General features: G+C 46.2%; 27 protein-coding genes. 2 read left to right on the plus strand and 25 right to left on the minus strand.

The genetic code is table 11. The annotated features are described in order from the left end of the window. The first annotated feature begins 7 nt into the window (after positions 1-7). Positions 8-202 carry a DUF6465 family protein gene (locus G632_RS19145; protein WP_022768282.1) on the plus strand — a complete coding sequence of 65 codons (195 nt, stop codon included), beginning with the start codon at positions 8-10 and terminating at the stop codon, positions 200-202. 70 nt (positions 203-272) lie between these two features. On the opposite strand, the gene G632_RS0106860 is transcribed toward G632_RS19145, so the two are convergent. From G632_RS0106860 to G632_RS0106875, 4 genes are all read right to left on the minus strand, one after another. Then, entirely contained in the window at positions 273-1,079 is an 807-nt protein-coding gene (locus tag G632_RS0106860; protein ID WP_022768283.1) for a hypothetical protein, read from the minus strand. 4 nt (positions 1,080-1,083) lie between these two features. Then, positions 1,084-1,626 carry a helix-turn-helix domain-containing protein gene (locus G632_RS0106865; protein WP_026512436.1) on the minus strand — a complete coding sequence of 181 codons (543 nt, stop codon included), beginning with the start codon at positions 1,624-1,626 and terminating at the stop codon, positions 1,084-1,086. Between the two features lie 165 nt (positions 1,627-1,791). After that, positions 1,792-1,977: a hypothetical protein gene (locus G632_RS0106870; protein WP_022768284.1), complete on the minus strand. Its 186-nt coding sequence runs from the start codon at positions 1,975-1,977 to the stop codon at positions 1,792-1,794. Continuing rightward, complete coding sequence (locus G632_RS0106875; protein ID WP_022768285.1) at positions 1,974-2,801, minus strand: hypothetical protein; 828 nt, start codon at positions 2,799-2,801, stop codon at positions 1,974-1,976. Before G632_RS0106875 ends, G632_RS0106870 begins: the two co-directional genes overlap by 4 nt. A gap of 64 nt (positions 2,802-2,865) precedes the next feature. Between G632_RS0106875 and G632_RS0106880 the strand changes: the two genes are divergently transcribed. Then, a complete protein-coding gene (locus G632_RS0106880) occupies positions 2,866-4,116 on the plus strand; it encodes a sensor histidine kinase (protein WP_196802277.1) in 1,251 nt (416 codons plus the stop codon). Positions 4,117-4,289: 173 nt separating this feature from the next. Here G632_RS0106880 and G632_RS0106885 read toward each other — a convergent pair whose 3' ends face one another. The 21 genes from G632_RS0106885 to G632_RS19175 form a co-directional block, all read right to left on the minus strand. Next, positions 4,290-5,015: a lysophospholipid acyltransferase family protein gene (locus G632_RS0106885; protein ID WP_022768287.1), complete on the minus strand. Its 726-nt coding sequence runs from the start codon at positions 5,013-5,015 to the stop codon at positions 4,290-4,292. Between the two features lie 4 nt (positions 5,016-5,019). Further along, positions 5,020-6,066 (minus strand): 5'-3' exonuclease, encoded by a 1,047-nt coding sequence (locus G632_RS0106890; RefSeq protein ID WP_022768288.1) that lies wholly within the window; start codon positions 6,064-6,066, stop codon positions 5,020-5,022. Between the two features lie 132 nt (positions 6,067-6,198). Further along, positions 6,199-6,747, minus strand: coding sequence for a GNAT family N-acetyltransferase (locus tag G632_RS0106895; RefSeq protein WP_022768289.1), 549 nt, complete (start codon positions 6,745-6,747; stop codon positions 6,199-6,201). A 319-nt stretch (positions 6,748-7,066) separates the two neighbouring features. Next, on the minus strand, positions 7,067-7,894 hold the full coding sequence (locus G632_RS0106900; protein ID WP_022768290.1) for an endo alpha-1,4 polygalactosaminidase: 828 nt from the start codon (positions 7,892-7,894) through the stop codon (positions 7,067-7,069). A 17-nt stretch (positions 7,895-7,911) separates the two neighbouring features. Then, positions 7,912-8,676: a hypothetical protein gene (locus tag G632_RS21050; RefSeq protein ID WP_022768291.1), complete on the minus strand. Its 765-nt coding sequence runs from the start codon at positions 8,674-8,676 to the stop codon at positions 7,912-7,914. A 1,531-nt stretch (positions 8,677-10,207) separates the two neighbouring features. Next, a complete protein-coding gene (locus G632_RS0106910; RefSeq protein ID WP_022768292.1) occupies positions 10,208-10,846 on the minus strand; it encodes an AAA family ATPase in 639 nt (212 codons plus the stop codon). 152 nt (positions 10,847-10,998) lie between these two features. Next, entirely contained in the window at positions 10,999-11,715 is a 717-nt protein-coding gene (locus tag G632_RS0106915) for an ABC transporter ATP-binding protein (protein WP_022768293.1), read from the minus strand. Between the two features lie 50 nt (positions 11,716-11,765). Beyond that, positions 11,766-12,524 (minus strand): ABC transporter ATP-binding protein, encoded by a 759-nt coding sequence (locus G632_RS0106920; RefSeq protein ID WP_022768294.1) that lies wholly within the window; start codon positions 12,522-12,524, stop codon positions 11,766-11,768. Next, positions 12,525-13,601 carry a branched-chain amino acid ABC transporter permease gene (locus G632_RS19155; protein WP_022768295.1) on the minus strand — a complete coding sequence of 359 codons (1,077 nt, stop codon included), beginning with the start codon at positions 13,599-13,601 and terminating at the stop codon, positions 12,525-12,527. It lies immediately after the preceding gene. 37 nt (positions 13,602-13,638) lie between these two features. Beyond that, entirely contained in the window at positions 13,639-14,523 is an 885-nt protein-coding gene (locus tag G632_RS0106930) for a branched-chain amino acid ABC transporter permease (protein ID WP_022768296.1), read from the minus strand. Positions 14,524-14,620: 97 nt separating this feature from the next. Continuing rightward, the gene (locus G632_RS0106935; protein ID WP_022768297.1) at positions 14,621-15,781 is read right to left on the minus strand and encodes an ABC transporter substrate-binding protein; all 1,161 of its coding nucleotides are present in this window, start codon (positions 15,779-15,781) and stop codon (positions 14,621-14,623) included. A 146-nt stretch (positions 15,782-15,927) separates the two neighbouring features. Next, positions 15,928-16,452 carry a hypothetical protein gene (locus G632_RS0106940; RefSeq protein ID WP_022768298.1) on the minus strand — a complete coding sequence of 175 codons (525 nt, stop codon included), beginning with the start codon at positions 16,450-16,452 and terminating at the stop codon, positions 15,928-15,930. Positions 16,453-16,581: 129 nt separating this feature from the next. Then, entirely contained in the window at positions 16,582-16,851 is a 270-nt protein-coding gene (locus G632_RS0106945; RefSeq protein ID WP_022768299.1) for a hypothetical protein, read from the minus strand. A gap of 142 nt (positions 16,852-16,993) precedes the next feature. Next, entirely contained in the window at positions 16,994-17,614 is a 621-nt protein-coding gene (locus tag G632_RS0106950) for a DUF4234 domain-containing protein (RefSeq protein WP_022768300.1), read from the minus strand. An 89-nt stretch (positions 17,615-17,703) separates the two neighbouring features. Next, positions 17,704-18,987 (minus strand): chloride channel protein, encoded by a 1,284-nt coding sequence (locus tag G632_RS0106955; protein WP_022768301.1) that lies wholly within the window; start codon positions 18,985-18,987, stop codon positions 17,704-17,706. Positions 18,988-18,991: 4 nt separating this feature from the next. After that, on the minus strand, positions 18,992-19,327 hold the full coding sequence (locus tag G632_RS19160; RefSeq protein ID WP_022768302.1) for an Hpt domain-containing protein: 336 nt from the start codon (positions 19,325-19,327) through the stop codon (positions 18,992-18,994). After that, a complete protein-coding gene (locus tag G632_RS0106965; RefSeq protein WP_022768303.1) occupies positions 19,317-21,041 on the minus strand; it encodes a two-component system response regulator in 1,725 nt (574 codons plus the stop codon). The genes G632_RS19160 and G632_RS0106965 overlap by 11 nt, the downstream gene beginning before the upstream one ends. 213 nt (positions 21,042-21,254) lie before the next feature. Beyond that, positions 21,255-21,569: a DUF1858 domain-containing protein gene (locus tag G632_RS21715; RefSeq protein ID WP_022768304.1), complete on the minus strand. Its 315-nt coding sequence runs from the start codon at positions 21,567-21,569 to the stop codon at positions 21,255-21,257. A gap of 183 nt (positions 21,570-21,752) precedes the next feature. Beyond that, positions 21,753-22,028, minus strand: a complete 276-nt coding sequence (locus G632_RS21055; RefSeq protein WP_022768305.1) for a barstar family protein — start codon at positions 22,026-22,028, stop codon at positions 21,753-21,755. A gap of 134 nt (positions 22,029-22,162) precedes the next feature. Beyond that, positions 22,163-23,023, minus strand: coding sequence for a ribonuclease domain-containing protein (locus tag G632_RS22315; RefSeq protein WP_022768306.1), 861 nt, complete (start codon positions 23,021-23,023; stop codon positions 22,163-22,165). 545 nt (positions 23,024-23,568) lie between these two features. Then, a complete protein-coding gene (locus tag G632_RS19175) occupies positions 23,569-24,717 on the minus strand; it encodes a pectinesterase family protein (RefSeq protein WP_022768307.1) in 1,149 nt (382 codons plus the stop codon). Positions 24,718-24,865: the final 148 nt, after the last annotated feature.

Genomic DNA, 24,865 nt, shown 5'->3' on the forward strand with positions numbered 1-24,865 from the left:
AACTAAAATGGCAGCAAAGGTTAACACAAAGATTGAGCTTCAGTTTGGTGAGAAGGCTGTTACTGATGATACACTTGTAGCAGCAGCTAAGAAGGCTTACGGCAAGAAGGATATCAAGAATCTTGACATCTACGTTAAGCCTGAAGAAGGCAAGGCTTACTACGTTGTAAACAACGATGTAACAGGAAGCTTCGACCTTTAATTCTGAGTTAGTTCAAAATGTTTGGGCCTCTACCTATGGTAGAGGCCCATTTTTCGTGTTTGCCGATTGGTCATTTGAACAAGTACTGATATTTCCGTCTTGTTTGCATCACTACTTCTATTACTCGCTGGCGAATATCCTCGCTGTAATCTGTAATGTCTTTTACCATATTAGAAATGTCATTGTAATCATAGTCAAAAGAAATTGTCCTGCCATACAGATTCTCGGCAATCTCCAGTTGCTGCGCGAAGTCGTCGCAGAATATCTTGGGCTGCGCCCGGTCGATCAATTCTAAAATATCCCTGTTCATCGGATATTCCAGCATGGTATCCGACAGAAGCCCTGCGCCGTTATCAAATATAGGCGATGGTTTATAGTGGCCCTGACCATCCGTCAGGACTGCTATGTTATGGGTGTGTCTGTCGTCATTTAGGAATAGTGCATCAACCGTCAGGACCTTGCACATATACTGCCCAAAGTCTTCGATACCCGTAAGGCGCTCGACCTGCTCTACCAGCATCTCAAGTCGCTCGGTATGGTCCTCAATGGAATAGATCATATGGTTCAGGCCGCTCCCGTAAGACTGCTTGAAGAGCCTCTCCAAAGTAACCAGCTGCCAGCCATCAGTAAAGTCTAGGCTTGCGCAACCGTTAAAAACCTGGCCGTTATAGGATATACGGTCAAGGTTGTAGGTTACATACTCATCTCTATTGAGGTCAGAATGTGCAAGAAGTCCGGAAATTACGTACTCCGCAAGGCCCTCATAGCCAAGATAATCAGCCTTGTACCAAATTCCATCCTTTTCAAACTTAAGCTGATTGCCCTTGGAGGATTTACGCCCGGGCATTTTAAGTTCGTTGTCTGACAAAGTTACCATAGCATTATCTCTCAATTCTTATCCAAAATTCGTCTTCTGCCATTCTGCCCTGTGTTCTCTCAATGATCATGATGGGGTCATAGAATGGGATTTCAAGTGCCTTGAGCTCGATCTTGATCTTGTCTCGTTCTCTGGGAAAGCACCGCGACTCAAGGAATTCCTCATAGTCTTCATAGGTGGGTGCTGGATTTACTCCAAAGGCGCGAAACAATGGCTTGTCCGTGTAATTGTGCACCTCTATGGTGTGTTCCAGCTCGTCGACATCAATGACCGTACATACCATGTTCTTGTACATGTAAAAGAGCCTTAGCTTCAGCCTATTGGGTGGCAGTTCGAGTTTACCGGCTATCTCAGGGTTTCTGATAAGGATCTCCAGAAGCGTTACTATCGGGCCGGTAATCTCGCCATCCTTACTCTCCCAGCTCTCCACTGTTCTTACGGAGCTGCCGGTGAAAGCAGCAAATTCTCTCTGTGTCATGCCAAGGATAGTGCGAAGAGATTTGATGTCGCTGCCTGTTATTTGATTTGGGATTACATAGTTTTTCATTTGTTTGTCCTCTGGGTGCATGAGGTGAGTGATGTCTATACATTAATAAAACCACATATTTTGCGGGTTTTCAAGGCATTTTTGCCACATTTTTTGTGGGTCAAAAAATCCCGCTTAGTAAGCGGGATTCTAATGTTTGCAGTATTATATGCCAAGTTATCTGAATTAGCCGACGTTCTTGGCGGCGATGAAGCAGGCGATTGCCATGATGACGGCGATGATGGCGAAGATCCTCATCCATTTAAAAGTCTCGGCTTCCTCTTCGCTTGCTTTATTAAGTTCTCCGATTGTGAAGAATACGACGCCGGCGATGAAGATTGCTGCAGCGTATATCAGGAGTAATTTATTCATAGGCTGAAATCTCCGAAGATACTGGTATTGGCTGTGGCTTTTGCTGTTGTGGTGTAAGCCTTGATGATGGCCTTGGCGAGATCGTTGCTGGTTGCGACAGTTGCATCGCCTGATGTCTGTTTAGCTGTTGAATCTGTTGTCTTCGCAGCAGTTGAGCTTGATTCCTTGTCAGCCACGGCCTTAAGCGCTGTTGTCAGTGAGTCTGTGGCTGTCGTGTTCACGCCAAGCGAGTTTGCAAGCAGTGAGTTCACGTTTAGCTGGTCCAGAGACTGAGTCTGGAAGGGATTCACTGCTGTAGTAGTATTCTGGCCAAGGGATGATGTGAGTGCAGATGTTACGCTGTTTAGGGCATTTGTGCTACCGGAGCTTGTGCTTTCTTCATCATCAGTTTTAAATAAAGAATTCGCAATCAGGTTGCCGGAAAAGTATCCGGAATTCGAAAGCTCTTTTAACGCTTCTGTACTAAGAGTTCCGGCATAGGCGTCAGCATTGGCTGAATCTGCCACGCTCTCTTTTGCCGAAGAAGTACTCTTACCGGCCTCGGAAATCTCAAGGAAAGCGCCGTTTATCTGCTCGAAGGTGGCGTTTATCCCGTCGGTTGCCGACTTAACCTGGCTCTGCACCATGGCGCCGATGTCCGGAACCTCGTCGATTTCACGGGTCTTGCTCTGGATGTTGGCCTTGATGGCCTCCGAAAGATCGGCCTGGAACTGGGCTTTGTCCGCCATTTCCTGAGCCCTCTGGGTTGCCTGCTGGCCAATGTCTGAAATTGAATTGAGATATTTGTTGACGGCCTTTGTCAGCCGCGAGATATCAAACGACATTTATTTCCCCCAAAATAAGCAACTATACCTACCAATATTATACACTATATCTTATACTTATGTTATGGAAACCACGAGATTTAGTCATTTACGAAACAGATTCAGATACAACTTAAAGCAGCTGGCAAGGTTCGAATCGACCCCGGAAGTTGTGGAGCAGAAATCCAGAATCTCCATCATTCTTCTGCTGGGATTCGTCGTCTATGCAGTTGTGACGATCTATCCCTGCATTCTTAGCGGATATATGCACGGAGTGGTGACGAACATTGCCATTGTTGTGCTATTTCTTTTATCCATATTGCATCTAAAGCTCTACAAAAATCACACCATAACGACGATACTGACTTCATTCGGGCTCAATGCGATCCTGTTCTTCCACTTCATCATGGAGGTTGACTGGACCATCGGAATGGACGCGTTCTGGCTCTTTATCCTGATCATGCCCTTCATTACGGACTACCTGGCAGGCGCCATCTACGGTACGATAGCAGCGTTTTCGGGGCTGATCCTAAGTTTTCTGTGCTTCCAGACGTCCATGCTCAATTACCTTCAGCCCTACGGCAGCAACATGGTGAAGTGGTTCACGGTCATTTACCTGGTTACCATGATCGCTGCGGCGGTCATTTCCTACGAGCTGACGGCATACCAGATCGATAAAAAAGTTTCCGACGAAAAGATTGCCTTTTACCAGGCAGAGCGCACCGGGCGTCTTAAAAAGCTCCTCTCAGTTTACGAGAGCAACGAGCAGACCATCCGCAAGTACAAGCACGACATCAGGCACTTCAACCGAGTGCTGGCGGGCTTTATTCAGAACCAGGAATACGACAAAGCCGCATCCTACCTTCAGGAATTCGACTCCATGCTTGAGGGTGTGACGGCAGTTTCCTTCTGCGAGAACACCATCGTTAACGAGCTCCTGACCATCTACGCAAGCCAGTGCCAGAAGCTCGGCTTCAAGCCCAGGATCAGGGCAGATGTGCCTGAGCGCTTCGCAATTGAGGAAACTGACCTGACATCACTTGTGGCCAACGCCCTGGAGAATGCAGTCGAGGCCCTGACTCATGTAGATCAGGATAAAAGAGCTCTTCAGGTCGAGATCTCTTTTGACGGGCGCAAGCTAAAGCTCATGACCAAGAACCCGGCGGGAAGAGAGATTTCGTTTAAGGATAACGGTTTGCCGATCAGTACGAGGCCCGTGCAGAGTGGTGTTGGTACTGCACAGATTAAGGCTATTGCGGAGAAGTATGGCGGTGTGGCGAGCTTCACGCAGGAAGATGGAATGTTTGTGGTGAAGGCTGTTTTGACATGTATGTGATTGGGAGTCAGTGGGGACGGTTCAGTTTGGCGTGAGTCAGTGGGGACGTAACAGTTTGACTCATTTTGCGAATCAAAATGAGTCAAACTGTTACGTCCCCACTGACTCACGCCAAACTGAACCGTCCCCACTGACTCCCCATTGATTCCATAAAAAAACATCCTGCCGGGCGATTACGCGCTGGCAAGATGCTCTTTTATTTTGTCTTTTATTCTGTTCTCCACCATTTCAGCAATCTCGGTGGTCTTCATTCCCTTATAATCTTCATAGTAAATCGGATCAAGGTAGTAAACATATGTCGTAACCGGGCCTTTATGTGGGCTGTTGTAAACCTTGTAGGAATCAACCAGCGCAACCGGCACGATCGGCGCCTTGGCCATCTGTGCAAGCTTAAAGCTTCCGGGTTTGAAGTGCTCTACGATATTCTGATTATTTTCCTTGTAGCCACCCTCCGGGAAGAGGATGAATTTCTTGTCCTGAGTCTGAATCTCTTTTGCCATTTCCTGGAACACACGCAGGGTCTGGCGAAGATCGTCTAAGATTATTGATTTGCCATCAACCAGCATCAGAAATTCCGCCACCAGTATGATGTGTGCCTTGGCCTCGTCCATTACAAAGGACAATGGCTTTTTGTGGACGCTGAAGATTCCGGGCACGTCGTATTTACCTTGATGGTTGGGGTAAAGAATGTAGCCGCCCTCCTTGGGGAGCTTGTCCTCGCCAAAGCATATGGTCTTGTAGCCTGAGGACTTGTTCATCTTGTCAACCATTGTCTGGGCTACTGCGTAGCGCTCCTCGACGCTGTGGCGCTCGGGATGGCGCATCCAGATTCTGGCTTTTACCACATAGTAAATGATGCGGTGAAGGTTGATTAGTATGGTTTTTGTGTAATTGGTCATGGGGTTAAATCATCTCCAGAGCAGCAAAAAGTGACTTAAATCCGTACTTTTCGAACTGCTCTTTGGCCTTTTCTTTATTGATATTGAGTTTGAAATCATCCAGATTGTCGGATATCGGATAATCTCTGCGGATCTGAGCAAGGTCTTTTGACAAAAAAGCCATGTCCCTGTACTCATTAAGCGCCTTCATAGGGCTGCGACTGATGCCGAGGTCCTCCTTCCAGGATGTGGCAAGGGTCTTGAGGTCCTTGTCAGTGGGGCAGGCATCGATGGCTTCGTAAATGCCCTCAACGGTGCCATAGTGCGCAAGAAGCGGGATTGCAGCGCTGCTGACGCCCTTAACTCCGGGGATATTGTCGCTGCTATCGCCCTGAATGCCCTTGAGATCCGGGATCTGCTCGGGGCGCACGCCGTACTCCTTAAGGCACAGGTCGGGAGTCACTTCGAAAGCCTTGTCTGGAAGGCTTGTGAGCTTCTTGTTCCAGCCAAACTCCGCGCCGTACTTGGCCTGGAGCTCGTCGGCTGTCTCCTGCTTGGTCTGAATCAGCCACACTCTGGTGTAGTCGCTGACCAGCTGAAGGTAGTCGTGATCTTTCGTTATTATATATGAAGGAATCTGTTTTTCAAATTTCGTTGAGGCGCTGCCAACGATGTCGTCAGCTTCGAAGCGGTCGTCGAACATAACGGGAAGTCCAAGCTCTTTTAACAAGTCTTCCATGTTCTGGAACTGCTCCTTGAGAGGCTCCGGGGTGTCGCCTCTGTTGCCCTTGTAGTCCGGATATTTCTCGCGCCTGAAGGTGTCCCTTGTGGTGTCGAAGGCAAACATCATGTGGGTGGGCTTCTGCTCAGCGATGATCTTCAGGATCGTGCGCATCATGCCGTACATGGCGTTTGTGTACTGCCCCGCGTCGTTATGCATAATCTGGGAAAAGAGCTTTTCCTTCTTCTCTGGGTCTTTTTCAAAAAGCAGAGCCTTCGGGAGGTTGCCGTAGTAGTTGGTAACCAGCATGGAACTGCCGTCTATAAGGATGAATTTATCTGTTGTGCTCATTTGTTAATCCTTGTTTGCATAATTATCTACTTATTATATAGAAAGATTGGGTGGCTTGGCAAGCTTGGCGTGGATGCAGAGCCGGCGGCGTTTAGCAGATTTGCAAGCCGCGCAGATCAGTGTCAGCTTGTTTCAGAGTGCCTTGGTGAAAAATCTTGTCATGGCGCTGTGCTTGACGAAGTCCGGGCGCGGTATTTCGTTGTAGTTACATTTCTCATACAGGTGGATTGCGGCTTCTAGGTTGTCGTGGGTCTCAAGGTATGAGGTTTTAAAGCCTGCTTCGCGCATCTTCTCTTCTATTAAGGCCATCAGGTCATAGCCAAGGCCTTGGCCTTTTACGGAATTGTCCAGATAGAGTTTCTGGAGTTCTGCAGTGTCCGGCATCGGGTCAAATCTGGCAAAGCCCACTCCGCCAAGAACTGTGCCTGTGTTGTCGGTCAGGACGTAGTATTTGTGGTCTTCGTCGCAATAGTAGTCGCTGAGGTGATCGAGGCCGTCGTCGTAATAGACTGTTCCCGGGATGTCGAGTTTGTGCGCTTTTAAGTTGGTTCTGATCAGGGCCGCTACGGCTGCGTTGTCTGACGGGGCCATTTCGCGATAGGTGTAGGGCTTGGCATCAGTGTGGGCTCCGGTTTGGGTGCTGGTTTGTGCGCCATCTTGGGCGCTGGTATTATTATGCATAGATTAGGTTTACTCCTTGTTCCAAGTAGTACTATTATAGCAGAATTCCTGGTCAGGTTTACCTAGTTTATGTTTGCAGAAAAATGCCGGTACATTGGCAAGATGTACCGGCTTTTAGGTAGGAGATTTCTTATGACTATTGTATTCCAAGTGACTTGGCATTGCCACCTGGTTAGTCTGAGCCGCTAAGCTTGGCGAGCTATAGTGGCTCGTATGTTGTTTTTGATTGTTAGCTTTTGCTAACATGGTTATATTAGCATAGGCTAACATGAAATGCAAGGGGGAAATTGAATTTTTTGCAAATTTCTTTTAAAAAGAACTAATTGTAATAATTCAGTTCGATAGAAGGGGATACATAGTACTTGTAATTGTGCTTATGGCAATAGCTTTTGATTTTTGCCGCAATAAAGGGATTTCTGGTGTATTCCAGAAGATAAATCTCGATACCCTGAGATGAATATTTCTCGATATAATCTTTGAAATACTCCCTGTCGTCTTTTGTACTTGCAGAAAAATGCCCGCTGTTCCAATCTATTCTTGTAAAAACAGATTCCTGATTGATTCCGGTGATGATGTCATCTGCTCTGCCACCACCGGCAGTATAGGCCTCGACAAATGCATCTCCGCCGTTCACTATAACATCAGCGCCCGTGGACTTAAGGCCTTCCATGATAACAGAAAGGCCTTCAAGTATCTCAGCTGTGGGGTACTGATAATAAACGTCGCAGTTGTCCACAAAATATCCATCAATTCCTTTTTCTAACAACTCCGGCGCAAGTGTTTCAAGCACAAAATCCTGCCAGATCGGCGAAGATACGTCGATCCATCTTTCCTCATCCCAATGCTCATAGTTGCCAAGAGTCAGGCTTTGGTATTCATCGTAGTAGGTGCGGAATGTTTCAAGAGATCCGACGTTGATGTAACTGTATACTTTGTGTCCCTGCTGTTTGAAGCTTTCTATGGACTCTTTTTCATAATACTGCGCGTCAATTACCACTGTTTCATACGCAGAAAGCCTCTCCAGGTCATCTTCATAGCTTAAAAACACTCCGTACTGATCGTCGTTATAGGAACAGGACGTGATTATAAGGGATATAAGTGTCGTGGCTATAAATGCCACGGCTATAATAGGGCTATATTTCTTCATAATAGGCTAGTATAGCATCATATGAGGTAGCGCTCAATTACATCTATGACAGCTTCCATTGTGAAGGGATGCTTTTTGTCCTCAAAGGTCATGATCAGATTAACTCCGGGAATATATCCATTGTTGAAGTACAGTTTAAGCTTTCGGCTTGTCTTTTCAACATATTTGGGATCGTCTATCCTGCCAAAATGTTCCCAAATGATCAGCTTCTGATTTCTGCGACTTTTAAGAATAAAGTCAGGATAAAGCTCCACTCCATCAAGCACAAGTTTATTTTCATAACGATATGCTATTCCTTCAGCTAAAAGTCCATCTGCTATGCTGGCTTCTGACTTGGAGCGCACCTTTTCTCCTCTAATTGTTGGGTGCGTTAGTTTTTCAGGGTACTTCAGGTTTTTCTCATAAGGCTCGTTTTCCCAATTAACATCTACAAGGAGCTCTCTGTAGGGAGATGTCTTTTGCAGGAATCTCTTGTAGTTGACTTCGCTGCAATTTACCAAGTAGCGCTCAATACAGTGAAGCTCATTTTGCTTGTCCAGCATAACTGCTCGGTCATAGGCTTTTCTGGCAAGCTTCTTAGCCTGCATCAGATTTTCTCTCTTAATGTATGTGCGGGAATACTTGCCATCTTTTTCTTTTCGCTGAACATACCATTGAGGCTTGCCTTTCGAGGCGCTGATCACAAGTGTTCCCTTGGGATAGCGCTCAATATCCTTTCTCAGTTTTGCAATTTCCTTTACCAGCTGCTTTTTTCTGGCGGTGTAAAATTTTTTCCTTTGCATAGTCTCCTTTTCCGCACGTAACAAATATGTGGAAAAAGACAACTCGGCATATCTGTACATGCTTATGTAATTTCTTTTATCCACGATTAAGTGCCTGTGGATGCGGCAAAAAACAATAATCCGGGGAAATTTGGAAGAATATCCTGGGAATCCCTAGAAACAAGGATGATTGTATCAGAATGAATTCGATTTGTGAAGTGGAAAAAGAGGATTGGTTTCATAAAATATAATAGGACACAAAATATTCACATTTTCATATCTGTTCTGACTGTTGGTCAGCGGGAATTGTCAGACAACTTTTTGTTCGGATTTATGCGGGTTATACGGGTGTCGTGAAACTTTTTTCCAAACAGAATTTAATGCTCGAAGAATTATGTTGCAAAACGGTAATAAATTTTATCATTTTATATTGAATGCAATGTAATGCTTATGATATATTTCCACTTGCGTCGCGCTACGAGAGTCTGCCTGAGCATCACAAGAGGCGTTCGCCAAAAGAGCTCACGGCAAAGCATCACAGGTAGGGTACGCACAGCCTGACTTTTGATAGCATCTAATTCACCGTTTTTATGAAAAGATGTGCGAGGTGAGTAACTTGTCAAAGGGATATTCACCATTATGTGTCCTCGTGGTCACAGAGAAGCCTTCAAGGCAAAAAGTCGACCGGACATCAGACTGGACGATCGTCCAAAAGTCCGTGGTCATGCATCAAGAATCTGCGATTTCCGGACTGGAAGTCATCCTCAACCCGGATTCCTGATAGCGTCTTAAGATTGTTTATGATGTGAAATTTATTGATTTGTTTTTTAGAGCAAGTAGCTTTACTCCGGCTGCTTGCTCTTTTTTTGTTTATGACTTTTATGTATTAGTCAATTTATGTATTAATGCAATTATGTATTTTTATATTAATGTAATTATGTATTTTTATATTGATGTAATTATGGCTTTTTATATTGATGTAATTATGGCTTTTTGGCTTTTTGGGCCTTGGTTCTGCATCACAACAGCAACTATATGGGCTCCATGGTATGATTTGATTTTTTAATTGCATCACAAAAATTGGTATATGAAAAAATAGTTGGAAATTACAAACCTCTACGTTTGAAAAATTTCATGACTAACACAGAGGCTACATCACAGCTACCGGCTCCACGGGACTTTGTGATGTGGTTTTGTGCCAATACAGTCGTGGGCCGTCAAAATCCTTTTTGCAATTTCCAACTATTTTTAATATAGAAGGACGTTGTGGGGTGGTCGAAATCACGTTTCCAACCAACGTACATTTTAGGTCGCCATGTGATGCACTTTTCCCTAGCCATGGATCAAATAGAAGCAAAAAAGCACAGGATGACAATAAATGCTACTGAATAGGTATGGTTTGTAGAAAAAAACAGACTAAATAGCACAAAAAAACGCCGCATACCTGATAATCCAGGCTGCGGCGAACACTTGCACAAATAGGCTTTCCTAAGCCATATATATTTCCATAATCATAATCTATGGTTAAATATAAATCGTCAGATATACATCATCAATCAAATATATCCTCACCAAATCTAACCTTGCAGTGAGCCTTGATAGCTTCCACGCACTTATCGAAGCCAAGCTTGCTGCTGTCGAGGCAGAGGTCGTAGTTCATGGCGTCGGTCCACTTCTGGCCGGTGTGGTGTTCGTAGTAGACTGCACGGAACTTGTCCTCCTGGGCCATGAACTTTACAAGTTCATCGTGAGGAAGGCTCTTAACCTTGGCTGCCTGTTCCTCGAGGAATGGCTGTGGCGCATGGACAAAGACACTGAGGACGTTGTCGTAGTCCTTAAGGACGAAGTCTGCACATCTTCCGACGATGACACAGCTGGTGGTTTCTGCAAGTCTCTTGATAACCTTGGCCTGGTAGTTGAAAAGGTTGGCCTCGGATGTAAATTCCTTGCTGTCAGGGCCGATGAGTTCGCCCTTATATACGTTTACCGGAGTCTTGAAAAATCCGGTATTTCTTACTCTCTCGTCTGCATCGAGGAAAAGTCCAAGGCTAATGCCACTCTCCTCAGAAGCAAGATGAATAAGTTCATGGTCGTAGTAATGTATTCCAAGATCATTGGCCAGCATCTCACCGACAGTTCTGCCACCGCTACCGTACTGACGCGCAATTGTGATGACGATATTCCTCTTCATCCCTCAAATCCCTCCATACTAAAGCATAAATACCTTCTACATAAATTATACTTCCAAATCACCTTCAAAAACAGTATCGTGCATTAATTCAAATACAGAAATGATTCTTATCCAAAAACCATTTCTGTATATTACTACATATTCAACTCTACTTACTCGCCCAGGTATGCCTTCCTGATTGCTTCATCATTAAGAAGGTCCTTCGCATCGCCCTCTTTGGAAATGCTGCCTGTCTCAAGAACGTAGGCTCTGTTTGCGATAGAGAGCGCCTTACGCGCATTCTGCTCAACCAGGAGCACGGTAACACCGTCTTTGTTGACGTCCTGGATGATGTTGAAGATCTCGTTAACGAAGATTGGTGAAAGCCCCATTGAAGGCTCGTCCATGAGGATCAGGTCCGGATGAGACATAAGTGCTCTTCCCATAGCAAGCATCTGCTGCTCACCACCTGAAAGTGTGCCGGCAAGCTGGTTCTTACGCTCTTCAAGTCTAGGGAATCTCTTGTAGATATCCTGAAGTGTAGCCTCCATCTCAGCCTTATCTGATCTTGTGTAAGCACCCATCTTAAGGTTCTGAAGAACTGTCATCTCAGCAAATACTCGTCTTCCCTCAGGAACCTGGGCCATTCCAAGACTTACGATCTTGTGGCTGGGAGTCTTGGTAAGCTCGACGCCCTTATACTTGATCTCTCCTGTCTCAGCCTTGAGAAGGCCTGACAAGCTGTGAAGTGTGGTGGTCTTACCTGCGCCGTTAGCACCAATCAGGGCTACGATCTCACCTTTATCAACGTGGAAAGAAATGCCCTTGAGAGCCTGGATCACGCCATAATATACACTTAGATCTTTTACTTCTAAGATTGGTTCAGCCATAAAAATAACCTCGTAAAAAATTTAATTTCATAGAGAAGTTTTGCGCCAAATCACTCACCCAAATACGCTGTAATAACTTCCGGATTATTCAGCACGTCCTTGGTATCGCCCTGGCAAAGCACGCGGCCAAAGTTCAGCACTGTCAGCTTCTCGCAAATACCTGAAACAAGCTTCATATCATGCTCGATCAGAAGGATTGTCATATTAAACTCCCTGCGGACAAGTGCGATGGTGTCCATCAGCTCTTTTGTCTCATTAGGGTTCATGCCGGCTGCCGGCTCATCAAGCAGAAGGAGCTTGGGGCTTGTTGCCATGGCTCTCGCGATCTCGAGCTTACGCTGCTTACCGTAAGGTAGGTTGGCGGCTAAATAGTCACGCTCAAGGTCCAGTCCAAAGACCTGTAGAAGGCGCATGGCCTCGTCGTCCATCTCCTTCTCCACCCTCTTGTAATTGCCGATGTGGAGCATGCCCTCGAGGGCGCTGTATTTGTAATGCTCGGAAAGTCCGACCTTTACGTTGTCGATAACAGACATGTTCTTGAAAAGTCTGATGTTCTGGAAGGTTCTGGCGATTCCGGCGTGGTTGATCTCGATGGTGCTCTTACGAGTGATGTCCTCGCCGTCAAGCCTGATGATTCCTTCGTTTGGCTTATATACACCAGTCAGAAGGTTGAAAACTGTGGTCTTTCCGGCGCCGTTAGGTCCGATAAGTCCGTAGAGCTCGCCCTTTTCAATCTGTACGTTAAAGTTATCAACGGCGCGAAGTCCGCCGAATGAAATGCTCAGGTTGTTTACTTCAAGAAGTGCCATTTAAGCCACCCCCTTATTTCTGCGGAAGATAATTCGACCGATTAAGCCGAACATTCCGCTCTTTCCAAATTTCTTTTCCCTCCAGGCGATGATCTTGGGTGACCAGTTAACGATCATCATCACGATCAGAATGATGGAGTAGATCAGCATTCTGTAGGTGTTAAGGCCTCTGAGCAGCTCAGGAAGCATGTACAGGATGCAGGCAGCGATGACGCTTCCGCGGATATTTCCGATTCCGCCCAGTACCACGTAAACCAGGATCATGATCGATGCGTTGTAGCCGAAGTACTGTGAAGAAGCCGTCAGGGTTGTGATGTTATGGGAGAAAAGAACTCCCGCAGCCCCTGCAATTGCAGCAGAAATGGTAAATGCCATCATCTTGTAGCCTGTAACGTTGATGCCTGTTGCTTCTGCGGCGATATAGTTGTCGCGGATGGCCATGATCGCACGACCGTCGCGAGAATTGATAAGATTCTGAACTATGAAAAGAGATATCAGAAGCACCACAATTCCAATGGTGAAATTAGCGTTATGAGGTGTTCCGGTGATTCCCATGGCGCCGTTGACGATGACGTTTCCGTCGGCCTCCATGTTAAGATCCATGGCGCTCTTCATATTCATATGAAGGCCCTTGGAGTCGATTCCGATGTAAAAAGAGTTGATGACGTTCTTGATGATCTCACCAAAAGCCAGGGTTACGATTGCCAGGTAGTCACCTTTAAGGCGCAGTACCGGGATTCCGATAAGGAAGCCAAACAGCGCAGCTACGCCGATTCCGATGATGAAAGCAATGATGAATCTCGGAACTGTGGGAAGTACGTTCTCTGTTGCTTTGGAAAAGAATGCGCTGGAGAAAGCTCCGAGGCACATAAAGCCGCAGTGTCCGATGGAGAGCTCACCAAGGATTCCGACGCACAGGTTCAGGGCCACAGCAATGACAGCGTAATATGTCATGGGCACCAAAAGACCTTTCAGATGGCTTGAGAGATTGCCCGTCAGCATCAGGATTTCAAATACGATATAGGCAAAAATTACGATGCCGTAGGTTATGAGATTGTTCTTGGTGATTTTATTCATAGTTCGCACTCCATATAGAATAATTTCATGTTTTTGATCAGACCTTTTCTTGTACTACTTTTCCAAGTATTCCGGTGGGCTTAACAAGGAGCACCACTACCAGGATTCCGAACACGATCGCATCGGAAAGCTGTGATGAAATATAGGTCTTGGACAGGATCTCGACGATTCCGAGAACCAGGCCTCCGATCATGGCACCGGGTATTGAACCGATTCCGCCAAGAACCGCTGCAACGAAGGCTTTGATACCGGGCATTGCGCCGGTGTATGGAGAAAGGGACGGATAAGCCGAGCAAAGAAGCGCTCCGGCAACAGCAGCAAGTGCTGAACCGATGGCAAAGGTAAGGGCGATGGTTCTGTTTACGTTGATGCCCATAAGTGCTGCAGCGCCCTTATCCTCTGAGGCTGCAAGCATTGCCTGTCCCTGTTTGGTCTTATTAATAAAGAGCTGAAGAGCGATCAGGATAACCACACTGACAAGAATGGTCACGATGGTTACGCCCTGGATCTTGAGCTGTCCGCCTGCAAAGGAGACGCCCTCCCATTTGATAACTGAAGAAAATGACTTGATATCTGCGCCGTAGATAAGAAGCGCGATGTTCTCAAGAAGGTAGCTGACACCGATGGCTGTGATGAGAACCGCCAGGGGTGAAGCTGCTCCACGAAGAGGCCTGTAAGCCACGAACTCAGTTGTTACGCCCAGGAGTGTGCAGAGTACAATTGCAACAATAATGCCTACTACTGAATTGCCTGAAAGTGCTGCGCTCACTGAAAAGATAATATAGCAGCCCACCATGATAAAATCGCCATGCGCGAAATTCAGCATCTTGGCAATACCGTAAACCATGGTGTATCCCAGGGCAATTATGGCATATATGCTTCCTAAGCTAAGTCCGTTAATGAGATAAGTCAAAAAACTCATCGGCCACCTCCAAAGTGTCTTTTAATAATAAAGAGAACGAGGGATACCTTTGACAGCATCCCTCGCTGGATGTCTAAAACATTATATCATAGAAAACTTATTCTGCAGATACGTAAACGCCACCCTTGATAACAACAGCCTTAGGCTCCTTGTTAGGCTCTCCGTTTGCAGACCATGTCATCTTGGAAGATGTAAGACCTGAAGCCTCGATCTGAGTCATAGCCTCTGTGAGCTTTGTTCCGATATCTGAAACGCTCATGTCAGGTGTAACACCGCTCTTCTCGATAGCTGCCTTGATGATGTAAACTGCATCGTAAGCGTCAGCTGCGAACTGGTTAGGTGTCTCGCCGTACTTCTCGTTGTACTTCTTAACGAAGTTAACTGTGAGGTCATCTGTTGCATCAGCTGCGAAAGGTGTAAGAAGCATAAGTCCCTCAGCAAGTGATGTGTCGAAGTTCTCAACTGTAAGGATACCGTCCATACCGTCTACACCGAAGAATGTAGGAGCATATCCCATTGTGTTAGCCTGTGTAAGAATAAGAGCTGCATCTGAATAATAAATAGGAAGGAATACAAGATCAGCACCTGCATCCTTAGCCTTCTGAAGCTGTACAGAGAAGTCTGTGTTGTTGTCCTGTGTGTAAGCCTCAGCTGAAACTATCTCGTAGTTCTTGCCCTCAGACTCCTGAGCGAATTTCTGGTAGATACCTGAAGAATAAACGTCTGAGCTGTCGTAGATGATACCAACCTTAGTTGCGAGGTTGTGATCACTGATATACTGAGCAGAAGCGATACCCTGGTTAGGATCTGAGAAGCATACGCGGAATACGTTGTCATACTTAACGCAATCCTCAGCTGATCCTGAAGGTGTAAGCTGGAACATGTTGTCTGCCTTTGTGTTCTCTGAAACTGCGATTGAGCAAGCAGATGTTGTTGATCCAACAAGGATCTGCATTCCCCAGTCCTTAAGAGTATTGTAAGCGTTAACTGACTTCTCAGCGTTGAGCTCGTCGTCCTCGCCCTTGTACTCGATCTTAACACCGTTAATTCCACCGGCCTCGTTGATCTCGTCTACAGCGATCTGTGCGCCGTTAACTACTGCGTTACCGTAAGCAGCTGCTGCTCCTGTAAGAGGTCCGATAGCACCGATCTTGAATGTGTCAGATCCTGAAGCTGCTCCGCTGCCACATCCTGCAAGCATTGTAAGAGCAAGAGCAGAAGTCATAACTGCACTTACTACTTTGTTAAACTTCTTCATAGTTTTCCCTCCTCAAATGTATATTTGTATACAATGTTATATCTTAAGTTAAATCAATAGTTAAGAAAAGTCAATACTTTAAAGCAAAAAAGTGACTCCCAAAAATATGGGAGCCACCGATAGTTCTTTTAACAAAAAAGCGTCATCTAGCGGTAATAATCGTTCTCGGCCTTCTGTAGCATCTTGGCCTCCTGGATCTTGTCGTTGACGTCAACCAAAAACTGGTGATTGGTCGGATCAGATATGAACTCAAGGAAGTCTGATGCTTCCTTATTCTTAAGCTTCTGGATTTTGGTCAGGTACTCAAAAATCTCCTCGTGAGTCTTGCCCTCGTTGTGGAACCTGTCAACAATGTCGAAGAGCACCATAAATCTGCGCATCCTCACACGGGTGTTAATCTGATGAATTTCAAAAATGATGGAAAAGATAAAGATAATGGCCGCTATTCCAAGCACCATAAATACCGCGCCATAAAGAGTAAGCCCTGATCTTATATTAAGGACTCCGGCGGTAACACCTGATATTGAGAAGATAAACAAGGAAGCTAATAGAATGATTAGCCTTGCCTTATTCCTGGCTTTCTGGGTAAGCTCCATAAAGCGAACAGCCAGTCCAAACACTACGTAGAATACTAGTGCAAAGGCAATCCCCACATACGCTAATTTGAGCATTGAGTCATCCCCCTATGAATTAATTGTAACAACCTTTTTGCACCAAAGCAACGAAAGTTATACCGTATATTAATTAACGGAAAAACGCCACAGTTCAAAATATGTTTGAACCATGGCGTCTATATATTATCAGTATTCTATTGCACGGAACTCATCAAACTGAGGATCCTCAACGAAATCCAGGATCAGGTTCAGCGGTGTAAGACCGATAGCCTCGTGATGAATCTGCTGCTTGATAACCATCTTTTCATAGGTAGAAAGTTTGTAATATTCCGGATGGCTCTTAGCATACTTCTCATTTAACTGGTCGAATAGATTATACTCCGGATCGCCCCATGCTAATACTTCGGCTGTCTTTAGGTTTGGTTTGAACGGAGAATACTTCAGCTGGTTAGACATAATCAGTTGTCCTTTCTCTAGTTGCAAAGCTCGACGTCAGAAACCGAAGGTTATAATAACAACCTCTATATGAAATTATAGCATAGAGTTTAATAAATTTTAATAAAATTACACAAAAAATTTATAATTTGGAATTTTAGTTTCAGGCACCGATTCCATGTGCTCTGTTGTAGCCACGGCATACAGTGTTTGTGTTGTTGATGATGATGTTCCATCCGATGAAAACACCGATACCACAGAGAAGAACACCAAGGAGCATCCAGAGAAGAACTGCTGTGCCACCTTCGGTGGTAGGCTGTCCGTATCTTGCGCAGTTGTTCTGAAGCCTGTTACCAAGCTGATAGTACCAAACATATGCAAAAATACCGCATGTTACAAGTGAAAGCAGGAAAAAGAGCCAGAAGTTCATTGTTTCTTCTCCGTCACCGTCGCATGCGATGTTAACATCCTGAATAAGCTGATAGATGAAAACCCAGCTGTAAATACCACATGTAATGATTGTGAGCAGGATAAATACCAAAAGACTACGATCTGTTCTAAGTGGCATGAAACCGTAAGGTGCTGAGTAAGTATTTCCAAAGTTAGGTCCGGCTGTGCTGTTTGCACCGGCAAACCCGTTTGCGCTATCTGCTGAAAAGCCCTTTATCTCATCGCTTGCAGGCTCCTGATTTGCATTCTGCTCTGCTCCCTGAACAGGTGCTCCGCAATTAGGACAAAACTTCTCCCCATCATTTATCTGTGTCCCACAATTACTACAAAACATAATAAAATCCTCCTTAACCTCTACATAAACAACATGTTTATTATAGGTAAGGAGGTTTTTTTTGTAAATATAGAAATATTTTGAATACGTCACATTGTATCGCGGTTTACGAACTTGTTATGGAACTTGGAATACATGATCTTCTGACTGCTGTAAAGGCTGTGATAGCCCGAGAACGTGTAGCTCAGCGCCACGGCCAGCAGATAGAAAGGCATTCCCTTAAATCCAAAGAGCTCGAAACAGATAAACAGCGATGAAATCGGGCAGTTGGTAACTCCGCAGAACAGCGCTCCCATTCCGACAGCTGCGCAAAGTGCCGGATCAAAGCCAAAAAGCTGCGAGTAAAGGCATCCGAAGGTCGCTCCTATGTACAGCGCCGGTACAATCTCGCCGCCCTTATAGCCTGCACCTAGAGTCAGTGCTGTGAATATCATCTTAAGAAGGAACGCAAAGTACGGAGCTTCGCCCTTGATTGCCATCTCAATGACGTTCATTCCTGCGCCGTTGTAGTATCTGGTGCCTGAAAGGTATGTCAGGGCCACTACGATACATCCGCCTACGAAGATCCTGATATAGGGATTCGGCAGGAGCTTCTTGTAAGTCTTTCCTGAGAACTTGAGAACCTCGCAAAAAATAACACTAACTATTGCACATAGCAGCGCAAGTACGCCTGTAAATATCGCATGATACGGTGTGAACTCCGGGACTACGTTTACTGCGAACTGCTCTCCCGTTGCTCCCATCCATTCGCTGATGCCCTGGGCCACAAGCGCCGAAACAACGCACGGAACCAGCGCGGAATAATACATAACACCTACATTCTCAATTTCCATGGCCACAAACGAAGCTGTCATGGGCGTTCCGAACAGTGCGGAGAATGCAGCACTCATGCCACACATGGTGATTATCTTGACGTTGCCCTCTTTTAGTTTAAAGAGCCTTCCCAGATTATAACCGATACTTCCGCCCATCTGCAGGGCTGCGCTTTCACGGCCTGTGGATCCGCCGAAGAGGTGGGTTAAGGTTGTTGAAATAAATATCAGGGGAGCCTTGGTAATAGGCAGGATATCCCCTTCCTGAATGGACTTGATGACCAGGTTCGTTCCCTTGTCCTCGTAGTCCTTACATATTCTGTATAAAAAGACAATCAGAAGTCCCGCCACAGGTAGGCCCAATATAATATAGTCGTGTGCTATCCTAAATTGTGTCGCAAAAATAATTGTTTTAGAGAACACGGCACCTATAGCACCCACAACAAGTCCTGTCACGCTGCCCAAAAACAGCCACCTGAACAGCACTCTTATGCGCCCCCAGAGGTCTACTTCCTGAAAATGTTTAATTAGGAATGATATGGGATTCTTCTTCTCGTCCATGGCTTCACTTCAGCTCTTTTACCTGATCACGCTGCTCTATTAGCTTATTATAAAGCGGCTTATAGTCAATCTCATCTCGCCCGCGCAGATGCTCGGTCAGCTCGCAGATGGTCTCATAGAGCGGGCCTAGAGCGAGATTTCCGATGACGCCCTTTAGCGCATGCACTGTCTCAAAGGCCTCCTCAAGGTCTTTTGCCTCAAGGTTACGGCCAAGGAGCTCAAAGCGCTCGTCGGACATGCCAAGCTCTATCATCTCAATATAGAAGTCCTCCATGCCCATGCATCTCTCGAGGCCTTCGTCTACGTTTGCACCAAATTCCCTCAAGGAATCAATTGTCATGGCAGCTCCTTTCTATAAGTTTCCCAAATTCGCCGGCAGTAAGCGGCTTGGAGAAGTAATAACCCTGTATGACGCTACAGCCTGCGTCCTTAAGAAGTGCAAACTGTTCGTATGTATCGACACCCTCGGCAATGACCGGAACCTTCAGAAATTCAGCCATTCTCAGGACAAACTCCACCATGTGCATCTCCTTGTTGTCCGGAGAAATGTCTTTTATAAAGGCCATATCGAGCTTGAGCGAGTCAATGGGCAGGTTTGTGAGCATGTTCAGGGATGAGTAGCCCTTTCCGAAGTCGTCCATGGCCACCTTAAAGCCGTGGCTTCTGATCTCTTTGACCACTTCGACAATTCCGCTGACGCTGTCCGTGTAGGATGACTCCGTGATTTCCAGCGACAGATCCGAGTTCTCAAGGCCATTCTCCTTGACAATGCCATTAAGGAAGTCCAAAAGATCAGGGTCGAAGATCTCGGCGCTTGAAACATTTACCGAAACATGCACCGTAACGCCGTATATTTCCCGCCATCTGCGGATCTGACGGGCAGACTCACGCCAAACATAACGGTCGATTTCTTTTATATGCCCGTTTTCCTCGAAGAGCGGAATGAAGAAATCCGGGCTCACAAAGCCAAACTTCGGATGCTTCCAGCGAATGAGTGCCTCTGCGCTGCAAAGTACGGGGCGCTGGCCGGAAATGTCATACTTTGGCTGGAATACGACGCTGATCTGATTATTCAAAAGAGCTTCATCCACGTCTCTGAGTAGTCGCTCCTCATAGAGCTCTTTTTCATGCATCTCGTTGTTGTAGATGGCGACCTCAGTGTTGTGGGCGTTTCTGGATATGGTGTTGCAGGCCTGAAGGGCGCGGTCGAAGCGCTGCTGAAGAGTGCAGGAGCGGTAAAGGTCAGGATACACGCCGATTCGAAGCTTTGCATTTATGTTATTCATGACTTCATTAAGCTTGTCCAGTATTGTCTTTTTCAGGTAGTCGTAGTCCTTCTGGTGCTCGATGTAAAGGTAAAAGCTGTCTGCGTTGTGGCGGCAGGCAACTCCTCCATAGGCTCTTGCCACGGTTCTTACGCCCTCTGCCATGCTCTTTAGGACCGTATCGCCAAATACCCGGCCGTAGAGGTCGTTGATAAGATGGAATTTGATGAAGTTCACCACTACAGCGTCCACCTGCTGTTCAGGGTGATACTTGTCATACTCATGACAGTACTGGACGAAGAAGTCTCTGGTCATGAGGCCTGTGAGGCGGTCGATTCCTGTGGCTCCGATGATGGTCTTGTCGATGAAGAGCTCGATGGCACGGCCCACTCTGGCCTTTATGACTTCGGGCTTGTCGTAGGGCTTGCCAAGGAAATCTACAGCTCCGCGATGAAGGCTCTCAACCTCAGCATCCTTGTCGGTTGTAACCACAACAATCGGTATGTTATGAAGGTCTTTGTCTGCCCTCATGGCATCGAGCACAGCAAAACCGCTCTTTCCCGGCATGTGGAGATCGAGAAGTACCAGGGAAATGGCGTCTTTCTCTGTCTGGATTATGCTTATGGCCTCGTCTGCTGACGTGGCGAAGTCTATGTCGTACTCATCACCAAGGATGTTGCCAAGAATGCGCAGATTGACCGGCTCATCATCTACGATAAGGATGGTTCGCCTGAAATCCCGGCCGTGTTTGGCTCCTATATCCAGTTTGTTGGAGCTGTCCATTGTCATGAGTGATCACCTGTTTTGGGGCTGGTGTACTGGTGTGGTGTGATGGAGTTATGGTGTGCTGCGCGATGTACGATGCGTGATGCGCGATAATAATGCATATTAATTATACTATGAGTAATTGCATGTTAACGTAAAAATATATACTTTTTATGGATTTACGTGAAAAGCCCCTGGGACCTTTTGAGTCTCAGGGGCTTTCCGTGTGTTGTTTATTTAGGCGTTGTGCTCGAGAAGATAGTCGTTAAGGGCGTCTGTGATCTCGTCGCCGTCGATTCCGTGTACTGCACAGGCCTCAGCCAGTGACTCCATCTGTGATGCGGGACATGAGATACATCCCATTCCGCACTCCATAAGGAACTGCGCTGCAAGTGGGTGCTGTCTGATGATGTCTCCTACAAGCATGCTGGAATCTATGATGTCACCGTTATCGGCTGTTGCGCCGGCATTCTCGTTCTTTAACTCTTCTGACATTGTGTTTCCCTCTCTTTCTGTATCACTTCCAAAGAATAAATCTTTTAATGAACCCATGATTAATGTACTCCTTTATACAATTCGTTATTCTACTCCTATAATTGATTGTGCGCAAGATATTTTTTGATGCGCGTGGTTACGGGATTTTGCTGATTGTTTAATGCGCGCGATTATGAGATTGAGTCTTATATTTTATGCACGTGGTTATGAGATTTGCGCTAGTTTTCGTGGTTGGTTGGATCAGGGATAGAATCTGATCTTTAGGTTGTTGGACTCTTTCTGAGCGCGGCTGGCGAGCTTTTTTAGCCTGTTCAGGTAGTCAGGATTCTCCTTCTCCATGGCGCTTGTATTATAGATGATTATGTTCCAGGTCTCTGTCGTCTCTGTCAGTACGTCATAGAAGGCGTCCAGGTTGTGCCCGTAATGTTCCGGCAGAGGTAGCTCTTTTGCCAAAGTATCGTGAAGTTCGGACTTGGCGGTAACATTCGAAAGGTCTATGTAAAAAACTTGTTCCATGCTTATCTCCTGTGGAAAAGGTGTGGTGAATGGTAGTTCTGATGCTATTATTTCTTGCTGTCAGGGCATGTACTGCTCGTGATGCAGCTGTTGGCTGCCAGGGCAGGTGCTGTTCCTGATTCAGCTGTTGGCTATCAGGGCTCGTAGAGGAGCTCGAAGCTCTCATAATGATCACCTGTGTAATAGATGTAGCCGTCGTCCGAGTATATAATGCGCTTGGCACCTCTTTTGGACTTGCCAAGGGTACAGATATCGCACTCGTGGTACTCTTTGTCCTCCGGAAGAAGCCCTTCATAGTTGCCAAAGTAGTCGCCTCCGATGCACTTTCCCGGTGCATATTCCTCAAGTGATCCTCCCTGCCAGCCAAGCTTCTTGGCGGCTTTCTTGGTGATGAAGTTCTGCGGAAGCTTGCCATAGGTGTGGATGTACAGCGCCACGTCCTCTTTGGTGGTGTAGGTTCCATTCTCGGGGATGAGATCGGTCGATGACTGAGATGCGGCTGAAGAGTCCGATGATTTATCTGACTTCTCTGCTGTCGCAGCTGTGCTTGCTGCTTCTGTTGTTGATGTCGCCTTAGATGCGTCTGAGCTTGTGGCATCTGTTGTTGATGCTGCCTGAACGGCATTTGAGCTTGTCACATCTGTTGATGCTGCTTGAGTTGCCTCTGAGCTTGTCTCATCTTTGCCCGAAGTCTCTACTGTGGCTGTTTTCTGGCTTGCATCTTTCGAGGCTGCGTCAGTACTTGTATTCTTTGCGCCTGCATCGGTGCTTGTATTGTCAGGCGCTTCAGTCGGCAAAGATATCAGCGTTGTGGCCTCTGATGCCTCTGTTGTCTGCCCTGTGGATGTCGTTGTCGTTTGTTCCGTAGCTGTAGTCTGCCCGGGCTGTTGCGTTACAGGCTTCTTCTGGCAGCCTGTAAAGAGCAGGAACATCGATATTATGAGGATCAAAGGCAGGACTTTAAGCCTACTTCTCTTTTTTCTTGTCAAATTCATCTTGTTTTCCCTTTATGTTTGCTTGCGGTAGTCGCAACTACTGATAGAATACCTCAAAAGTCATGAAAATTCTTGTAAAGTTCATCACAAAGCTCTCCAGCTAGGCCTCTTGGTTGGAAAGCTATTTTCAAATTCATAACAAAAATTGATATATGAAAAAATAGTTGGAAATCGCAAACCTCTACGCTTGAAAAATTTGATGCCTAACGCAGTAGCTACATCACAGCACTCGGCTCCGCGGTACGTTATGATGCAGTTTCTTCTCAATACTGTTAGGCAGCTTCAAAACCCTTTTTGAAATTTCAAACTAGTTTTTGTATAGAAGCAAGTTGTGGGGTGGTCGATATCACGTTTCCAACCAACGTACAGAATATCAAGCATTGTGCTGAAATCTTGAGCCAAATTGAAACATCCCTTCTGACTCAGAAGTCTTGAGCCAAATTGAAGCATCCCAGCTGACTCAGAAGTTTTGATTCAAACTGATATGTCCCCAGTGTCTCATTGTGCGCAATGAGTCAAAGAGAACCGTCCCTATTGACTCCCAGTCAAAGAGAACCGTCCCCATTGACTCCTTGCACGAGTTTGTCGGCGCGACGGGATATTTCTAGAGCTAGGGCTTCGTCTATATCGCGGACCCATGGGTTCTTGTGCTCGAGAGAAGCCGGCTGGCCTGCCTCAGCGCCGCTATTTGCTTCCTCAGCGGCACTATTTGTAGTCCCTGCGCCAGTACCAGAAGCAATCCTAGTTCCAAATTCGCCATAAAATGTACTTGGCTCGTCCTTTGTTATTCCGCCCCAGCCTGAGAAGCGCTCGGGTGCTATGCTATCATCCATTGTGCAATTAAGGAAAACTGTTCTGGCCTCTTCTCTCCAGGGTCTACCAAGGAAGACTGAGCCCTTTTCGCAGCCGGAAGCACCGGTAATACTGCAATTTCTAAAAACAAATCCCAAATTATCCTTAAGTCCGCACGCTGCGGTAATATATCCATTTATAATGCGCTCCGAGACGTCGATCTGGTCCTTATCAACGCCTGAGCCTGAAGCCCCGGAAGCTGTAGTTGCGCTGCCTGCAGACACGCCTGCACTTCTACTTCTTCCGAACATCCTGTCATTGCAGGTGATCACACAGTCGTCAAATACCGCATCAGCGCCGCCAAAGATGAAATCCACGTCGCCAACAATCTCACAATTCTTGTAATACTGCTTAGTCAGACGCCTCTCCGTCATCATACGAGGCCCCATAAACCCATTCTGCTGCCTTGCAGCCACAGGAAGTGGTGCGCAGAACAATGTATCCTGGCAGCCTGTCATCTTCACATTCTCAAACCTGCAGACATCAGCATCGGCATATACAGCCACTGCCTGTCCAACAACTCTGCCATCTCCGGCAGAATTCCTGATAGTCATATCCTTGACAGTCACCTTCTTGCCACCAAAGAACGCAGTATACGTCCTGAAAGTCCCACGCTTGCTACCATCAGGCATAACTTCATTTGCATAATCATCATGATCAATGAACGTCTCAGCCATACCTGCGCCAACAAGAGTTATGTCCTTCTTCTCGCAGAAGACCTTCTCCCTGTAAACTCCGGCTCCTATCTCAATCACCGCGCTCTCATCATAAGGCACAGCATCAATAGCTTCCTGTATTACAGAGTAATCTCCGCCGCTTTTCTCAACTTTAATCTTTAGCATAAATACCTCATCATTCCATGTGTTCAGCGTCATTTACTGTCCTATATTATTTTGCTTATCAGACAGTAGCGTGCATTCAGTCATCAAGCTACTAGCTACTGTCCTTGTGCAATTTTTATTACAAGACAGTTACGCATTTCTATTTACT

This window comes from Butyrivibrio sp. NC2007, assembly GCF_000421405.1.
Classification (GTDB): Bacteria; Bacillota; Clostridia; order Lachnospirales; family Lachnospiraceae; genus Butyrivibrio.

Bases quoted from the DNA above. Each gene is read 5' to 3' on its own strand.
- G632_RS0106885 (WP_022768287.1), bottom strand. From the start codon at position 5,015: ATGACCAATTACACAAAAACCATACTAATCAACCTTCACCGCATCATT.
- G632_RS0106920 (WP_022768294.1), bottom strand. From the start codon at position 12,524: ATGGCACTTCTTGAAGTAAACAACCTGAGCATTTCATTCGGCGGACTT.
- G632_RS19175 (WP_022768307.1), bottom strand. From the start codon at position 24,717: ATGCTAAAGATTAAAGTTGAGAAAAGCGGCGGAGATTACTCTGTAATA.
- G632_RS21055 (WP_022768305.1), bottom strand. From the start codon at position 22,028: ATGGAACAAGTTTTTTACATAGACCTTTCGAATGTTACCGCCAAGTCC.
- G632_RS0106910 (WP_022768292.1), bottom strand. From the start codon at position 10,846: ATGAAGAGGAATATCGTCATCACAATTGCGCGTCAGTACGGTAGCGGT.
- G632_RS0106890 (WP_022768288.1), bottom strand. From the start codon at position 6,066: ATGAGCACAACAGATAAATTCATCCTTATAGACGGCAGTTCCATGCTG.
- G632_RS0106875 (WP_022768285.1), bottom strand. From the start codon at position 2,801: ATGTCGTTTGATATCTCGCGGCTGACAAAGGCCGTCAACAAATATCTC.
- G632_RS0106915 (WP_022768293.1), bottom strand. From the start codon at position 11,715: ATGGCTGAACCAATCTTAGAAGTAAAAGATCTAAGTGTATATTATGGC.
- G632_RS19160 (WP_022768302.1), bottom strand. From the start codon at position 19,327: ATGACAATTGATTCCTTGAGGGAATTTGGTGCAAACGTAGACGAAGGC.
- G632_RS21050 (WP_022768291.1), bottom strand. From the start codon at position 8,676: ATGCAAAGGAAAAAATTTTACACCGCCAGAAAAAAGCAGCTGGTAAAG.
- G632_RS0106900 (WP_022768290.1), bottom strand. From the start codon at position 7,894: ATGAAGAAATATAGCCCTATTATAGCCGTGGCATTTATAGCCACGACA.
- G632_RS0106895 (WP_022768289.1), bottom strand. From the start codon at position 6,747: ATGCATAATAATACCAGCGCCCAAGATGGCGCACAAACCAGCACCCAA.
- G632_RS0106860 (WP_022768283.1), bottom strand. From the start codon at position 1,079: ATGGTAACTTTGTCAGACAACGAACTTAAAATGCCCGGGCGTAAATCC.
- G632_RS19145 (WP_022768282.1), top strand. From the start codon at position 8: ATGGCAGCAAAGGTTAACACAAAGATTGAGCTTCAGTTTGGTGAGAAG.
- G632_RS0106965 (WP_022768303.1), bottom strand. From the start codon at position 21,041: ATGACAATGGACAGCTCCAACAAACTGGATATAGGAGCCAAACACGGC.
- G632_RS0106940 (WP_022768298.1), bottom strand. From the start codon at position 16,452: ATGCTCAAATTAGCGTATGTGGGGATTGCCTTTGCACTAGTATTCTAC.
- G632_RS0106945 (WP_022768299.1), bottom strand. From the start codon at position 16,851: ATGTCTAACCAGCTGAAGTATTCTCCGTTCAAACCAAACCTAAAGACA.
- G632_RS0106870 (WP_022768284.1), bottom strand. From the start codon at position 1,977: ATGAATAAATTACTCCTGATATACGCTGCAGCAATCTTCATCGCCGGC.
- G632_RS19155 (WP_022768295.1), bottom strand. From the start codon at position 13,601: ATGAATAAAATCACCAAGAACAATCTCATAACCTACGGCATCGTAATT.
- G632_RS0106950 (WP_022768300.1), bottom strand. From the start codon at position 17,614: ATGTTTTGTAGTAATTGTGGGACACAGATAAATGATGGGGAGAAGTTT.
- G632_RS0106930 (WP_022768296.1), bottom strand. From the start codon at position 14,523: ATGAGTTTTTTGACTTATCTCATTAACGGACTTAGCTTAGGAAGCATA.
- G632_RS0106955 (WP_022768301.1), bottom strand. From the start codon at position 18,987: ATGGACGAGAAGAAGAATCCCATATCATTCCTAATTAAACATTTTCAG.
- G632_RS0106880 (WP_196802277.1), top strand. From the start codon at position 2,866: ATGGAAACCACGAGATTTAGTCATTTACGAAACAGATTCAGATACAAC.
- G632_RS0106935 (WP_022768297.1), bottom strand. From the start codon at position 15,781: ATGAAGAAGTTTAACAAAGTAGTAAGTGCAGTTATGACTTCTGCTCTT.
- G632_RS21715 (WP_022768304.1), bottom strand. From the start codon at position 21,569: ATGGGTTCATTAAAAGATTTATTCTTTGGAAGTGATACAGAAAGAGAG.
- G632_RS22315 (WP_022768306.1), bottom strand. From the start codon at position 23,023: ATGAATTTGACAAGAAAAAAGAGAAGTAGGCTTAAAGTCCTGCCTTTG.
- G632_RS0106865 (WP_026512436.1), bottom strand. From the start codon at position 1,626: ATGAAAAACTATGTAATCCCAAATCAAATAACAGGCAGCGACATCAAA.